The organism is Flavobacterium sp. Sr18 (assembly GCF_011064265.1).
GTDB lineage: Bacteria > Bacteroidota > Bacteroidia > Flavobacteriales > Flavobacteriaceae > Flavobacterium > Flavobacterium petrolei.
Genome location: NZ_CP049329.1, coordinates 1,413,813 through 1,428,315 on the forward strand (window position 1 = coordinate 1,413,813; position 14,503 = coordinate 1,428,315).

The window sequence follows — 14,503 nt, forward strand, 5'->3', positions numbered from 1 at the left end:
AATCGCAGCTTTTTTTGTTTCTAAATAGCACTAAATATTAGTTTTCTTGCCTAAAAGCAACTTCTTTATAAAAAAAATTAAATGTCTTTTTAATTAAATTAGTAGTAACAATTTTATCTTTGAATAAGAAACTAAATTTTTAAATAATGAAAAAATTAAAATTATCGCATGGTATCGTGATCCTAATTTTATGCACTGGATTGCAAGGATACGCACAATTTAGTGGTTGGAAAGAAAAAGCATTACAAGCAGGCGCTGCTTTGGGGGCCAAAAAAATGGGACTTGATCAAGTGCTGAAAAAACCAGAATCGATTACCACTTCATTTGAAGATGTGGACCAAACAGGATCAAAATTACCTGATTTACTAGTAGTCAAAAACGCGCAACCATTGTATTTGTTACCAAAAGCTACTGAAGGTGGTTATGTATTGTGCGATGGTTTTTATGAAATGAGTGCGAAAAGTTATTGTTTAAAAGCAGGCACCTTTGCACCATCTCAAGGCGATGGATACATGTACGCACCTACTCTAGGTCCTAAGCAAGAAATTGTAACTGCTATTTTAAAAAATGGCGAAAAACATCCTGAAATAAAGCAGCACAACATACAAGAATTATTGTGGGCTATTATAGCTAGAGCCCGTTTTGCCGATTTCAGTGGGCAATTGAAACTTACTGCTGTAGCACTATTGAGTACAGCCGAATTAACGCACCTTGAAGGTGGCATGCTAGGTGTATTGCCTGCGAGCATTATGAATCAAGCAAAATCAAAACTTCCTGAAGCGGTACAAAATGTTTTTGAAGCCGAAAATAATATTCGACAAATGGTAGCTAATGGCAATTATACCTACGCCGAAATGGAAAAATATGCCATCATTGCCGGTATGGCACCTGTACGCACGGATATTCCAAGTGGGATTTGGACTTTACACCCAGATGGATACTACATTCGGTATTTTCCCTCTGGTTATGCAATAACCAAAGTACAACTTTATGTTCCCAAAACACTATTGGTTACTGGAAAACGAATTGTTTATAATGCAACTAATGACATTGCATGTCCAGCAAATATAGGTTCGCAACGACTAGCACAAACAAATGAACCCTTAAATCCAGATTACACTATTAAATTAAAAAGCACTTGTAAATAAACTTGTGATTTAAGCCAATACAGTAAAAGGATGAAGACTGCTGTACGCCTCTTTATCCTTTTTCAAATTAGCGGTAAGCAATCACAATAATGAAACACACATCCTGAAGATCTAAAAACTTCATAAATTAGAGTTGTTTCGTTTAAAAAAACAAGTACCTTTAGCCTAGTTTTTAATAGACTTAAAAAGCGTAATACGAATATCAAATGCTTTCACAAAAAACCAAATATGCACTTAAAGCACTGCTCTATTTAGCAGAACAAGACGTAGACCATATCTCTAAAACAGTAGAAATTGCTGAGGCAGCCTCTATTCCAAAAAAATTTTTGGAACAGATTCTATTGGATTTAAAACGTGGCCATTTCGTAGGAAGCAAACAAGGAAAATTTGGCGGTTATTATCTTTTGAAATCTAAAAACGAAATTACTTTAGCCGACATTCACCGTCTTTTTGATGGTGCAATTGCTTTACTTCCCTGTGCATCATTGAATTTTTACGAACGCTGTTCTGATTGCGTCGATGAATCGGAATGCTTACTACGACACGGATTGATTACCATTAGAGAGGAAACTTTAAAGGCCATGCAAGGCATTACTATTGCTTCATTAGTAAAAAAATAAAAAATATATTTTAAACCCTACTAATATTATAGAATTAATTATATATTTGCCTCGAATTTAATATATCATTAACAATCCAAATTTAAACGTATGAAAACGTACCGAAGTAAGCTTGCTTTTTTGACTAGGCAATCCCAAAAAAATCGACTAATTATAATTAAAAAAAAGAGTTCTCAAATGATGTGTATGTGCTAGTAAAAAAATTTAAACTAAATTCTACTAATTACATATACTTAATATAAATGAAAAATTCTATAAAAAACATATTTACAATACTATCTATTTTAACATTCTCAATATCATTTTCACAGAACATTGAAGGCGTGGTTACTACAAACCAAAATAATCCATTAGAAGCCGCAAATGTTGTAATAAAAGGAACAACCTCTAATACGATTTCAGATTCTAACGGGAAATTTACAATAGACACAAAAGGAAAACTCCCTTTAACTCTTTTAGTACAAGATGTAGGATACAAAACTGCAGAAATAGAAATCACTTCTTTACCAATACCTTCATTACAAATAAATCTTATTGAAGAAAATACTTTGGTCGAAGTGGTAGTTTCTTCAAGACGCCGAATAGAAAAAGTACAGGATGTGCCAATAGCGATATCAGTAATAACAGGAAAACAAGCAGAACAATCTGGAGCTTTTAACGTTAATCGCATAAAAGAACTTGTTCCTTCAGTTCAATTATATTCGTCAAACCCCAGAAATACCGGAATTAATATTCGAAGCTTAGGTTCTCCATTTGGACTTACAAATGATGGAATCGACCCGGGTGTTGGTTTTTATGTTGATGGCGTTTATTATGCACGTCCAGCGGCAACCACTTTAGATTTTATCGATACAGATCAAATTGAAGTACTACGCGGCCCGCAAGGATCATTATTTGGTAAAAATACAACTTCGGGAGCCTTTAACATTACTACTCGTAAACCAAGTTTTACTTCAGGTGCAAACTTTGAAGTGAGTTACGGAAATTACAATTTTTTGCAAGCTAAAGCTTCGATTACTGGAGCTTTGAGTTCAAAAATCGCTGGTCGTATCTCGTTTTCAGGTACACAACGTGATGGTTTAATCGATAATATCGCAACAGGAAAACCTACCAATACCCTCAATAATCAAGGAATTAGAGGACAATTGCTTTATACCCCTTCTGAAAGAACTAACATTACACTAGCTGCAGATATCACAACGCAACGTCCAGACGGATATGCACAGGTAGTTGCTGGTATTGCACCTACACAAAGAGCGCCTTACCGCCAATTTGATGCTATTATTGCAGATTTGAATTATCAGTTACCAAGTTTAAATGCGTTTGACCGCAAAATTGACCATGATACACCATGGCGTTCCGGACAAGACATGGGAGGTATATCTCTTAATATAGATTCAAAAATTGGAAACGGAACACTTACTTCAACAACAGCTTGGCGTTTTTGGAATTGGGATCCATCAAATGATAGAGATTTTACAGGACTACAAGTACTAGCAAAATCACAAAACCCAACCAGACAAACACAAATAACACAAGAAGTACGTTATGCAGGTCAGCTTACCTCTAAATTAAGTGGTGTGGTAGGTGTATTTTTTATTGACCAAGCATCACAAACAGATGGCACAGAAGAATCTGGTTCTGCACAATGGAGATTTGCACAAAGCACTACCAGTAATTTATGGAAAACACCAAGTCTATTTGAAGGATACGGTATCACAACGGATGCTCGCATTAGAGCTTCCAGTGCGGCAGTATTTGGTCAGTTAGACTGGGCAATAACAGAACGTTTACATGTATTACCGGGTTTACGTTATAATTTTGACAAAAAAGATGCTGATTACAACCGTACCACATACGGAGGACTCCAAACGAATGACCCAGCTTTAATTGCCTTGAAAAAACTAGTTTATACGGATCAGTCTTTTTCATCTAACACAGATAATACTGACTTATCTGGAAATATAACCCTTTCTTTTAAAGCCACTGACAAGATTAATGCATATGCAACTTTTGCAAAAAGCTACAAACCCGTTGGAGTCAACGTAGCTAGATTACCTACTCTTGCCGGACAGCCCATTCTTGAGCTTGCCGTAATTAAACCCGAGGAAGTCAATCATTATGAAATTGGAGTTAAAACAGCACCGTTTAAAAACTCAATATTCAATATAACCTTCTTTAATACCGACATCAAAGATTTTCAAACCAATGTACAGGCAGCTGAATTAGGTGTAAACCGTGGCTATCTTGCCAATGCAGATAAAGTACAGGTAAAAGGTATAGAATGGGATGCCAGTTTTGTAATTAGCAAACATTTGACCATCAATGGAGCAGCTACCTATACAGATGCTAAATATGTTAAATTTACAAATGCTCCCCTTCCGCTAGAAGAAACAGGAGCGGCAGTATCATTCAAAGATGTTTCCGGAACTGCATTACCGGGCGCTTCAAAATGGGCAGGATCTTTAGGAGGTGAACTAACAGACAAAGCCAAATTCTTTGGGAATACAGGAAAAATATTCCTTGGAGTTGATTCTTATGCACGTTCTGAATTCTCTTCAAGTCCATCTGCTTCAAAATATTTAGTAGTTCAGGGTTATGCGCTATTTAATGCTCGTTTAGGTTTCCGTGCAACAGATGGTCTGTCTGTACAATTCTGGGGACGCAACCTTTTAGACAAAGATTATTACGAACAACTATTGCCTGCTGGTGGTAATACAGGACAATATGCAGGTGTATTAGGAGATCAAAGAACGTATGGTATTACATTGAAATATTCACTTTAAAAAACTTTCAAAAAATTAAAATTTGAAACAGCACTCTTAAAAATCAGGTTTTAAGAGTGCTGGTTTCTTTTTTCTAAAACACTATTAAGCTGACAAAGTAAAATACTTTTTAAAAACACAAAACAATACCTATAGGATTTGTAGACTTTATGTAAATTTGCCAAAATTGAAATAAAGCTTCGTGAAAAAATTTAGAGTCATTTTATTCTCACTGCTGTCTGTTCTTTGCCAAGCGCAAACGGAGGACAAAAATATAGATCATCAAAGTATTCTTTGGACTCGTTATTACAATCAATTGCTGCTAACCGAAAAATGGTCTTTGGATTCTGAATTTGACAACCGACTTTTTCTAAAACCAGTGCAAGAAAACTTATATGTCGTCCGAATTCAAGGTCGCTATAAAATCAATGATCATTTAGAGACTGGTGCTGGCTTTGCTTATTTTTCTGTTGATACACAAGTCCCTGAAATTAATCCTGATTACAATACCCCTGAATACAGAGGACAGCAGGATCTTACTTGGAAATTAAATGCTAATAAAGTAACTCTGATACAACGTTTTCAAGTAGAAGAGCGATTTATTCACAATTCTAATAAAGATGAGTTGCTTCCTGGCACTACATTTTTTTGGAGATTCAGATACAGACTCCAAGGTGACTATACCTTTTGGAAAAAAGAAAAACAGTTGCTAAAAGCCGTACTGTCTGATGAAATAATGTTCAATTTTGGAAAAAAAATAATTAAAAATACGTTTGATCAAAATAGAATTTACGCTGCCATTCACTATGGACTCAATAGCCATTTAGCATTTGAACTCGGGTACCTAAACAGTTTCCAAAGAAGAAGCAATGGAATCGATTATTTCAACAGAGACATTATCCGCTTCAGCATTTTTCATAAAATTAAAATCTCAAAAAAAGTATAAACAGCATTTATAATTTGCTAGAGATAAATATTTACAATAATTTTAAATATTGATTATCAATGCATTAACTAATTTTTTAGAATTCGTGCCGTAACTTTATTTAAAAGATATAGCCATGAAAAATTTTGCAATTAAACTCGTGTGGTTCACTACCATTTATGTTTTTGTTTTTGCCGGTTTATGTCAAACTAATGTTGCTTTGCCGGTAATAATGACGTTATATTGCGTTGGCATGCCGTTAATCCTCTTTATGGTTTACACCGTGCTAACTGATGATTATAAAACTACAAAAACATTCAAAGATTGGTACGGCGACCATCCAATGGAAACATTGGAAAAAGAAGAAGAAGAAAGTTAATCATTTCAATCCATTTTAATCCAAAAAATCCCGACTGCTCGGGATTTCTTCGTATTTTACAATACTATAATTATCAATTTGAACTATTGAAATTCAGATTATCTAACTTTACTTTGCAGAACAAAATGATGCAACCACTTAGGAAAAAATCGTTTCAAATAAGCGCCTAGAACTTCCTTGCCGCCAATATAGACTTCAAATTTTTCAGACTCAACTGCTTTCACAAATTTTGTAGCAAAAAGACTTGTTGGCATTCCATTTTGAGTTGCAGTATCATCTATATTTTGTTTAGATCCGTCTGCCGTTAAGGCATTTTTGGCCACATTCGTTTGTATAAAACCGGGACAAATTAAGGTGACATTGATATTGTCTTTTTGATGTTCCATTCTCAAAACATCAAAAAAACCATGTAAGGCATGTTTTGCACCACAATATCCGGAACGGTATGGCGACCCAAATTTTCCCATCAAACTGGTTACAGTAACAAAATGTCCTTTCTTATTTTTGATAAAATGAGGCAATAAAGCTTTTGTCAACGCAACTGTACCTAGATAATCTACTTCAATTAGTTTTTTATCTACTTCAAAATCGGTGTCAGCAATCAGTGAGCGTTGGCTAACACCTCCATTATTCACTAGAATATCAATTTTTCCAAAGGCAGCAATAGCATTTTCTACCTGATTTTTAGCATTGTCAAAATCAGACAGATCAAAAGGCAAAATCACAACTTCCGCTGTTGAACATTTAGATTTCACAACTTCTAAAGCTTTTATGTTCCGTGCCGAAAGAATGAGTTTGCAATTCCTCCCAGCCAATTCATACGCTAAAGCCTCTCCTATACCACTGGAAGCACCAGTAATCCAAACAATTTTGCCATTTGTTGAATTCATTTTTTTTATAAAAATAAAAAAAGTTTATAGAGCTTTTACAAACTCAATAAACTTTCTAGTGTGATTACGGAAATAAAGATTATTTCTCTCTAATATAGATATCGATTGGTACTCCTGAAAAGTCCCATTTTTCTCTAATTTTATTTTCCAGATAACGTTTGTACGGTTCTTTTACATATTGTGGCATATTGGCAAAAAATACAAATTGTGGTGTCTGTGTTGGCAATTGCATACAATACTTGATTTTTACATACTTCCCTTTTGTTGCTGGCGGCGGATATGCTTCAATCACTTTCAACATAAATTCGTTGAATTTTGAAGTCGCAATACGTTGTTGTCTATTCTCATACACTTTTACGGTTGCTTCCAATGCTTTCAACAAACGTTGTTTTGTTAATGCTGAAACAAAAAGAATAGGCACATCTGTAAATGGCATTAATTCTTTTTTAATTTTCTCCTCATAATCTCTGGTAGACATGGTTTCCTTTTCAACCAAATCCCATTTATTTACAAGAATTACAACTCCTTTACGGTTTTTCTCAGCTAACCAAAATATACTTTGATCCTGACCTTCAAAACCACGAGTGGCATCAATAATCAAGATACAAATATCAGCATGTTCAATCGCACGAACGGAACGCATTACAGAATAAAATTCTAAATCCTCTTTTACCTTAGCTTTACGACGGATTCCCGCAGTATCTACCAAGTTAAATTCGAAACCAAAACGGTCAAACTTCGTATCAATTGCATCACGGGTTGTACCAGCGATATCCGTTACCATAAAACGCTCTTTACCAATTAATGCATTGATAAAACTTGATTTACCAGCATTAGGACGTCCTACCACTGCAAAACGAGGCAAAACTACTTCTTCTTGAACTGGTTCTGGTTTTACAGGAAAAGCATCAATCAATGCATCCAATAAATCTCCAGTTCCACTCCCTGAAATACTCGCAAATGTATAATATTCACCTAAACCCAAGTTATAAAACTCAAGAGCGTCTTTCTCACGCATGGCATTATCTACCTTGTTTACCGCTAAAAGAACTGGCTTAGTCACTTTACGCAATAAACGCGCAACAACATCATCCATAGGAGTAATCCCTTCTTCTACATCAACCACAAAAATGATAACATCAGCCTCATCAATAGCAAGTTCCACTTGTTTACGGATTTCTCCTTCAAAAACATCATCAGAACCACGCACATATCCGCCGGTATCAATTACGGAAAACTCTTTTCCGTTCCACTCGCTTTTACCATAGTTTCTATCTCGGGTCACCCCGGATACTGAATCTACAATAGCTTCTCTTCTTTGTATCAGCCTATTAAAAAGGGTTGATTTCCCTACATTAGGTCTTCCTACTATCGCAACAATGTTATTCATAATATAAATTCAAATATTTTGCAAAGGTAGCATTTAAAACCATGAATATCTATTTTTTTGATATATTAGCAAACCCTTATCCTTTTAATACTTACAAGTTTACTGTTATGGACGCTAATAAAGAACTCAGACTTCGATTACGATTTTACAAAGATGTTCCGCAAAACATAGATGCTTTACGTGTTAAATTCGCTAATTACGCTCAAATTAAGTCCAAAGATTACTTTGTAAAAATACGCGGCTATCACATTTGGCTGAACATAAAAGGTCAAAAAAAAGCATATTGGTCACCTCATTTGCACATCGAAATGGAATCAAAAGACCAAAATGAAACTCATATCCGAGCATTATTTGGCCCTGACCCAACCTTATGGACACTTTTTATGTTCTTCCATTTTATTATTGCAGGAATATTTTTGATTTTTTCCGGAATTGCTTACACTGATTATATCCTTAAAAACCCCATTACTTTTGATTTAGTTGTGATGGGATTAATGATTTTTGCTTGGTTTCTACTCTATATTGTAGCTAAACAAATCCGAAGTAACGGTCACGACCAAATAAATGATTTGGAAAACATATTTTTGGAAATTATAGAATCTTAGTTTTCTTTGGAGCAATTCCAGCTCTCCGCTATATCTTTAGTGCAGTCCCGTAGTTTCGGGACTGCACTAAAGGATGCCGCTGCTATCTGGGCTAAAAAAAAATCAATATCGAAAGTTGAATTCCAATATTGATTTTTCAAAAAAAGGACCAGAAAAAATTACTGGTTATAACCAAAACGCTTCAACATATTTGCGTTGCTTCTCCAGTTTTTATTCACTTTTACATACAACTCAATATGTATTTGCTTGCCAAAGAATTTCTCTAAATCAGCGCGAGCATCCATTCCTACTTTTTTCAAAGCGGCACCTTTATGCCCAATGATGATTCCTTTTTGCGTATCGCGTTCCACCATAATCAAAGAACGGATTCTAATGATGTTTTCATCTTCAAAAAACTCTTCAGTTACAATTTCTACTGCGTATGGAATTTCTTTGCTGTAATTCAATAATATTTTCTCGCGTATGGTTTCATTTACAAAGAAACGTTCCGGTTTATCTGTCAATTGATCTTTTGGATAATACGCAGGTGATTCCGGCAACAATTCTATTATGCGTCCAAAAACTTCTGGAACATTAAAATTTTGCAAAGCTGATATTGGAAAAATTTCGGCATTAGGAACTTTTGCAGTCCAAAAAGCCACTTGCTCTTCGAGTTGTTCTTGGTTAGAATTATCAATTTTGTTCAATAATAGCAGAACAGGAATTGTAGCGTGAATGATTTTATTAAAAAAAGCTTCGTCTTTCAATTCTTGTTCTCCAATTTCCACCATATAAATCAGAATATCAGCATCTTCAAACGCGGATTTAACGAAATTCATCATAGAAGCCTGCATTTCGTAGGCTGGCTTGATGATTCCCGGTGTATCCGATAAGATCAATTGAAAATCTTCCCCGTTTACAATTCCTAGAATTCTATGACGTGTTGTTTGTGCTTTTGAAGTAATAATTGATAACCGTTCTCCAACAAAGGCATTCATTAGTGTTGATTTCCCAACATTTGGGTTTCCTATGATGTTTACAAAACCTGCTTTATGTGACATTTCTATTATAATTTATTGTGCAAAGGTAGACATATCAAGTCAATAGACGAAATAAAACATTTTTTAAAATTTTTATTGGAAATACGGAAATTCGTTGTACATTTGCACCCGAAACAACGCGGGATAGAGCAGTAGGCAGCTCGTCGGGCTCATAACCCGAAGGTCACAGGTTCGAGTCCTGTTCCCGCTACTAAGGTAGCCTTATTGAGATTACAAAACGCACATCGCGGGATAGAGCAGTAGGCAGCTCGTCGGGCTCATAACCCGAAGGTCACAGGTTCGAGTCCTGTTCCCGCTACTAGAAAAGCTTCAGAGAAATCTGGAGCTTTTTTTTATGTCTTTACTTTCCAAAATAAATCATATTCAATAATTGAAAACTAAAAACACTTTTATTTAATCCTCGTAGAAAAATCATTTCTTTTTCGCTTTCAAAAACCCACAATAACTTACACAATAGCTAAGGAATTTTAATATATTTGAGTAAATATGTTAAAGATGACAAATCAAGAATTAGGGAGCAGTTTTGAAATAATAACTAAAGATTTTTTTGTTTGGTTACTAGAAAGTATTGGCTTTACAATTACAAAAGCAAGAGTTCAAAAAGCTGGCTCACAAAATGGATTTGATATTTTAATTATAATTTCAAAAGATTATGTAGAAAATAAAATTTTTATTGAATGTAAAAATTATGAATCTGATATATCGATAGGTAATATTTTAAAAAAGGGTCTGAATTTAGAATCCAATTATACTCTTGATGAGAATGATTTATTTATAGCAATAAATCCAAGATCAAGCTTTAGTAATGAGGATAATTCCGAAAAACTATCTCCTATTTTAAGTGACAAATTTAAGTTTAGTTATTATGCATTAGACATTACAAATGGTGTAAAAGAATTATTTGCCTTAAATAATCAGTTCTTTAAATTAATTTATCAAAAAGAAGTTGATTTTGAAATTAATGAAGAAAAAGAAATAAATAGATTTAAGAATATTATTTTTTCAAGAAAACCATTCAAAAAAATTATAATAAAAGATTCCGATAAAATTAAATTTATTGGTGATATAAATTTAGAAGAAAATCATATTGAAAGATATTTTTCTGAAGAAGTAGATAATAAAAATTCATTTTTAAGGAATGAAAAAAAAGAGAATTTAACGCTTTCAAAAATACTAGAAAAAGAAGATAAAATATTTATTATCGGAAACCCAGGTATTGGTAAATCTACTGAACTAAAAAAATTTGCACTTCAAAATTGGATAACCGACGAAACAGAAAACTTTGTTCCAATATTTAAAAGTTTAAAAAACTTTACAAATACTGATTCAATTATGGACTATTTACCTACAGGATGGAAAGAACTTAATAAAGTTTTTTTTATTTTGGATGGCATAGATGAAATTTCAGATATTGAATATTTCAAATCAAAACTAGAAAACTTTATAAATCAAAACATTGATAATCAGAAAAAATATAAATACATAATAAGCTGCAGAACCAATGTCTATGAAAGTATCGTAAAAGGTATTTCAAATTTTAAAGTCTATTATTTGAAGGATTTAAATTATTATGAAAGTCTTGATTTGTTAAAAACCAAATGTGGAGATATTGTTGACACTTTAGATTTTCATACAAGATTAACTAATTTTTTAAAAACCCCTTTCCAGTTAGAAATTTTGGCTAATTTCATTAATGATAAAAAAGAAATTCCTAAAAATACTACTATCTTATGGGAAACCTATATTAACAATAGATTTTCTCACGATAAAGATGAAAAATTAAAGAAAATAAGTTTAAACGTACCTGCGTTAAAAAAATGGTCGAAGAAAATTTCATTAATCAATGAGTTGATGAAAAGTAACATTATTGATGAGAATAATCTTTACACATCAATTAATGAAGACACAAAAGAATTTGAAGGTTTTAAAAAAAATCCATTAATCAATAAATTAGTTAATCAGGAGGAATATTTTTTTGAGCATAGAAATATTCAAGAATATTTTGCGGCATTAGCATTAAGTAATTTATCATTTTCCACAATAAAAGAATTTATACTTATTGAGAAAGGAATAAACAAAACTCATCCTTCATTATTCAATACGATTACATTTCTGATAAATATTATTGATTCTAATAAATATGATGAACTCGTACAATGGTTGATTGACAATGAATCTGAATTATTATTTAAAGCGGACTCTAATAGAATTGAAAGTTTTAGAGTTCGTGTTTTCCAACATTACTTTCAATCAGAATGTATTGAAAAGAAATTTTGGATTAGCAGTAATAGAACTTTTTCAGTTAAGGAAATTGCAGAATTTGGAAATTGTGAAACTAATTTTGATTACTTAGTTTATTTTATCAACGAAATTAAACCTCATTTTAGGGTAATTATATCAGCACTAGATTTATTAAGTCATTTTACAATTCCTGCAAATAAAAAAGAAAAACTTAAAGATGATTTTTTCATTTTATTACAGAATTCTCAAAATTCTGAAATGGTAAAATCTCATGTTTTAGACTGCATTTGTGACCAAAAGCTTTGCGAAGACAATGAGTATTTGAATAAAATATTTGAATTATTTAAAAACGAAACTAGTAAAGAGATTAATATAGCCTTACTTTCATTAATCGAAGATTACGAAAACATTGATGATTTCTTTTGGTACATCAAACTTGAATTTTTAAGAGATCGAAGAATTGTTGAAAGAGCAGTAAAAGATGAGGTAATGCGAGGAACTAGTTGGAAATTAGAAAAAATAATTATTAAATTAAAAACACCAGCTAACTTCGTTGATTTAGTCAAATACTATTTTGATGAAACACAAAATAATTATAGTGATGATCGATTTACAGATGAAATTATTCAAAGATGTCTTTATTTTGAAAATTTAGATGAAACCTTTTTAGTTATGCTACTTTCTTCTTTTGATGAAGAAACAAAATATTATCTTAAAGAGGATGCATTAAAAAAATTGATTTTAAAAAGTAGAAAATCAAGTAAAATAAAAGCCTTTGAATGTTTAATTTCAAAATACACATATAATAATGTGGGGTACTTTTTAGCATCTATTACAGATGAACAAACAATAGATCTTGTGATTAATAATTTTGCAAATGGCTCAATTGAAAGCGCGAATTTGGATTTTTACAGAAATGTTATAGCAAATCACGGCAATCGAAAACTAGCAGAACAATTTAATAATTCTATGATAGAAAAAGGTTTTGTTTTTAACCAACGTTTTTTAAATCTACAAGAATTTGAAGAATTAAAAACAATATACAGCAACAAACCACAAGAGAATTTTGATTTGTTATTTGATAAAAGAAATTTACTTTTAAAAATAAAAGAGATTTTTGAAGAATATGGAAAACACATTGATTCAACTTTGATTCGAAATATTGACAAGGAATGGTATGAAAAAAATGGTCATCACAATAGAATTAATTTTGCAAATTCCTTATTAAAAAAGTTTATTTACGAAAAGAATACTACTGTTGAATTCAAAGATATTGAACAGAATTTAGAAAATGAACAAATAATTATTGTAGAAATAAAATCTCAAATTCAGACTTTAAACAATTCAAACAACAATTTCACAATAAGCAAAGAGCAAGAAGCTTTTATATATAGCTGGTACAGAAAAGCGTCTAATGAAATTCGTTTTGATAAAGTGATGGGATATATAACTATAAATAATTTTAATATACTTCAGGATTATAATAAGCTAAGAACAATATTGTTTTTTCTAAACAAATTCAATTTTGATCAATCTCAAGAATTTCTCTTAAATAGTATTGAGTTTTTCGATGTCAATAATGCAAGTGAAGAGAATAACAATTTAGAATTGCTGAAGGCAAAAATTAATAATAATGATCTTTTTAATAAACGAATTATTGAAAATCTTAATAATAAAAAATTATTTTCTTTCTTATTAGATAAACACATACAATATGCATTAGATAATAATCTAACTAAAACATTTCCAAAAATTAGAGAATACTTTCTGATGGAAGAATATGGAGGGAATATTGACAAAAAGCTTGAGCAATATATTAGCTTGACTAATGATATCGAACTATTAAAAGAACTTTGTATTGAAATTAAAAGCCATAATTGCTGGAATTCACTCAAACTTCTAATGAATTCAAAAATTGAGAAAAATTTCTGTGAGGAAAAAGCCGTACAATATCTTAATTTAAATATAGATGACGAAAAAAATTATTACTACTCAAGCGCATTGGCCATTTTATTTGAATTAAATTCATCACAAGCTCTAAAATATGTTTTCTCATTTTTAGATTTAGATAAATCACCTTCATTAAATCAGAGTTCATACACTAATTATGATATCATTGAAGACTATAGTTTCTTAAATAATTTGTTCAACAAAATTTATGCAGGAGATAGAGATTCAATAGGATTTAGCGGATTAGGTGATTTTATGACAATCTATGTATCAAATTTATCTAAGAAAAAAGATAGTTACATTTTAACACAAACTGAATTAAAAAATATTAAAAACAGATTTGAAAAATTAAATAATGATAATGAATTATTCTATGTTAATCAGTTAATAGATAATTCTAAAAAAAGTTATATTAATTCCCAATCAAAAGCTCTCAACTTTAATGAGGCACTATTAAAAGTTGAAGAAATAATAAAATAAAAATTACCATATTCCCGCTACTAAAAAAGCTTCAGAGAAATCTGGAGCTTTTTTCATTTAATACCTTTGA

10 protein-coding genes and 2 tRNA genes are annotated in these 14,503 nt (G+C 31.8%); 9 read left to right on the forward strand and 3 right to left on the reverse strand.

All coding sequences use genetic code 11. The annotated features are described in order from the left end of the window. Positions 1-146: 146 nt before the first annotated feature. From G7A72_RS06265 to G7A72_RS06285, 5 genes are all read left to right on the forward strand, one after another. The gene (locus G7A72_RS06265; RefSeq protein WP_165151850.1) at positions 147-1,148 is read left to right on the forward strand and encodes a hypothetical protein; all 1,002 of its coding nucleotides are present in this window, start codon (positions 147-149) and stop codon (positions 1,146-1,148) included. 206 nt (positions 1,149-1,354) lie between these two features. After that, the gene (locus G7A72_RS06270; protein ID WP_165151851.1) at positions 1,355-1,768 is read left to right on the forward strand and encodes an Rrf2 family transcriptional regulator; all 414 of its coding nucleotides are present in this window, start codon (positions 1,355-1,357) and stop codon (positions 1,766-1,768) included. 242 nt (positions 1,769-2,010) lie between these two features. Beyond that, a complete protein-coding gene (locus G7A72_RS06275) occupies positions 2,011-4,554 on the forward strand; it encodes a TonB-dependent receptor (RefSeq protein WP_165151852.1) in 2,544 nt (847 codons plus the stop codon). A 181-nt stretch (positions 4,555-4,735) separates the two neighbouring features. Next, positions 4,736-5,479: a DUF2490 domain-containing protein gene (locus G7A72_RS06280; protein WP_165151853.1), complete on the forward strand. Its 744-nt coding sequence runs from the start codon at positions 4,736-4,738 to the stop codon at positions 5,477-5,479. A gap of 115 nt (positions 5,480-5,594) precedes the next feature. Beyond that, a complete protein-coding gene (locus tag G7A72_RS06285) occupies positions 5,595-5,837 on the forward strand; it encodes a hypothetical protein (protein WP_113665205.1) in 243 nt (80 codons plus the stop codon). A 98-nt stretch (positions 5,838-5,935) separates the two neighbouring features. On the opposite strand, the gene G7A72_RS06290 is transcribed toward G7A72_RS06285, so the two are convergent. After that, positions 5,936-6,727 carry an SDR family oxidoreductase gene (locus G7A72_RS06290; RefSeq protein ID WP_113665204.1) on the reverse strand — a complete coding sequence of 264 codons (792 nt, stop codon included), beginning with the start codon at positions 6,725-6,727 and terminating at the stop codon, positions 5,936-5,938. A gap of 79 nt (positions 6,728-6,806) precedes the next feature. Further along, the gene (gene der, locus G7A72_RS06295) at positions 6,807-8,117 is read right to left on the reverse strand and encodes a ribosome biogenesis GTPase Der (RefSeq protein WP_113635069.1); all 1,311 of its coding nucleotides are present in this window, start codon (positions 8,115-8,117) and stop codon (positions 6,807-6,809) included. Between the two features lie 41 nt (positions 8,118-8,158). On the opposite strand from der, the gene G7A72_RS06300 reads away from it, so the two are divergent. Continuing rightward, entirely contained in the window at positions 8,159-8,722 is a 564-nt protein-coding gene (locus G7A72_RS06300) for a hypothetical protein (protein WP_165151854.1), read from the forward strand. A 158-nt stretch (positions 8,723-8,880) separates the two neighbouring features. Here the strand turns inward: G7A72_RS06300 and era are convergent, their stop codons facing one another. Next, a complete protein-coding gene (gene era / locus G7A72_RS06305) occupies positions 8,881-9,762 on the reverse strand; it encodes a GTPase Era (RefSeq protein WP_113634912.1) in 882 nt (293 codons plus the stop codon). Positions 9,763-9,879: 117 nt separating this feature from the next. On the opposite strand from era, the gene G7A72_RS06310 reads away from it, so the two are divergent. The 3 genes from G7A72_RS06310 (at position 9,880) to G7A72_RS06320 (ending at position 14,433) form a co-directional block, all read left to right on the forward strand. Then, a tRNA-Met gene (locus tag G7A72_RS06310) sits at positions 9,880-9,952 on the forward strand. Between the two features lie 35 nt (positions 9,953-9,987). Then, positions 9,988-10,060 (forward strand) — tRNA-Met (locus G7A72_RS06315). A gap of 197 nt (positions 10,061-10,257) precedes the next feature. Further along, positions 10,258-14,433: an NACHT domain-containing NTPase gene (locus tag G7A72_RS06320; RefSeq protein WP_165151855.1), complete on the forward strand. Its 4,176-nt coding sequence runs from the start codon at positions 10,258-10,260 to the stop codon at positions 14,431-14,433. The last annotated feature ends 70 nt before the right edge of the window (positions 14,434-14,503 follow it).

Excerpts from the sequence above, each read along its gene's own strand:
- G7A72_RS06265 (WP_165151850.1), top strand. The coding sequence starts at position 147 with ATGAAAAAATTAAAATTATCGCATGGTATCGTGATCCTAATTTTATGC.
- G7A72_RS06270 (WP_165151851.1), top strand. The coding sequence starts at position 1,355 with ATGCTTTCACAAAAAACCAAATATGCACTTAAAGCACTGCTCTATTTA.
- G7A72_RS06275 (WP_165151852.1), top strand. The coding sequence starts at position 2,011 with ATGAAAAATTCTATAAAAAACATATTTACAATACTATCTATTTTAACA.
- G7A72_RS06285 (WP_113665205.1), top strand. The coding sequence starts at position 5,595 with ATGAAAAATTTTGCAATTAAACTCGTGTGGTTCACTACCATTTATGTT.
- G7A72_RS06290 (WP_113665204.1), bottom strand. The coding sequence starts at position 6,727 with ATGAATTCAACAAATGGCAAAATTGTTTGGATTACTGGTGCTTCCAGT.
- der (WP_113635069.1), bottom strand. The coding sequence starts at position 8,117 with ATGAATAACATTGTTGCGATAGTAGGAAGACCTAATGTAGGGAAATCA.
- G7A72_RS06300 (WP_165151854.1), top strand. The coding sequence starts at position 8,159 with ATGAATATCTATTTTTTTGATATATTAGCAAACCCTTATCCTTTTAAT.
- era (WP_113634912.1), bottom strand. The coding sequence starts at position 9,762 with ATGTCACATAAAGCAGGTTTTGTAAACATCATAGGAAACCCAAATGTT.
- G7A72_RS06320 (WP_165151855.1), top strand. The coding sequence starts at position 10,258 with ATGACAAATCAAGAATTAGGGAGCAGTTTTGAAATAATAACTAAAGAT.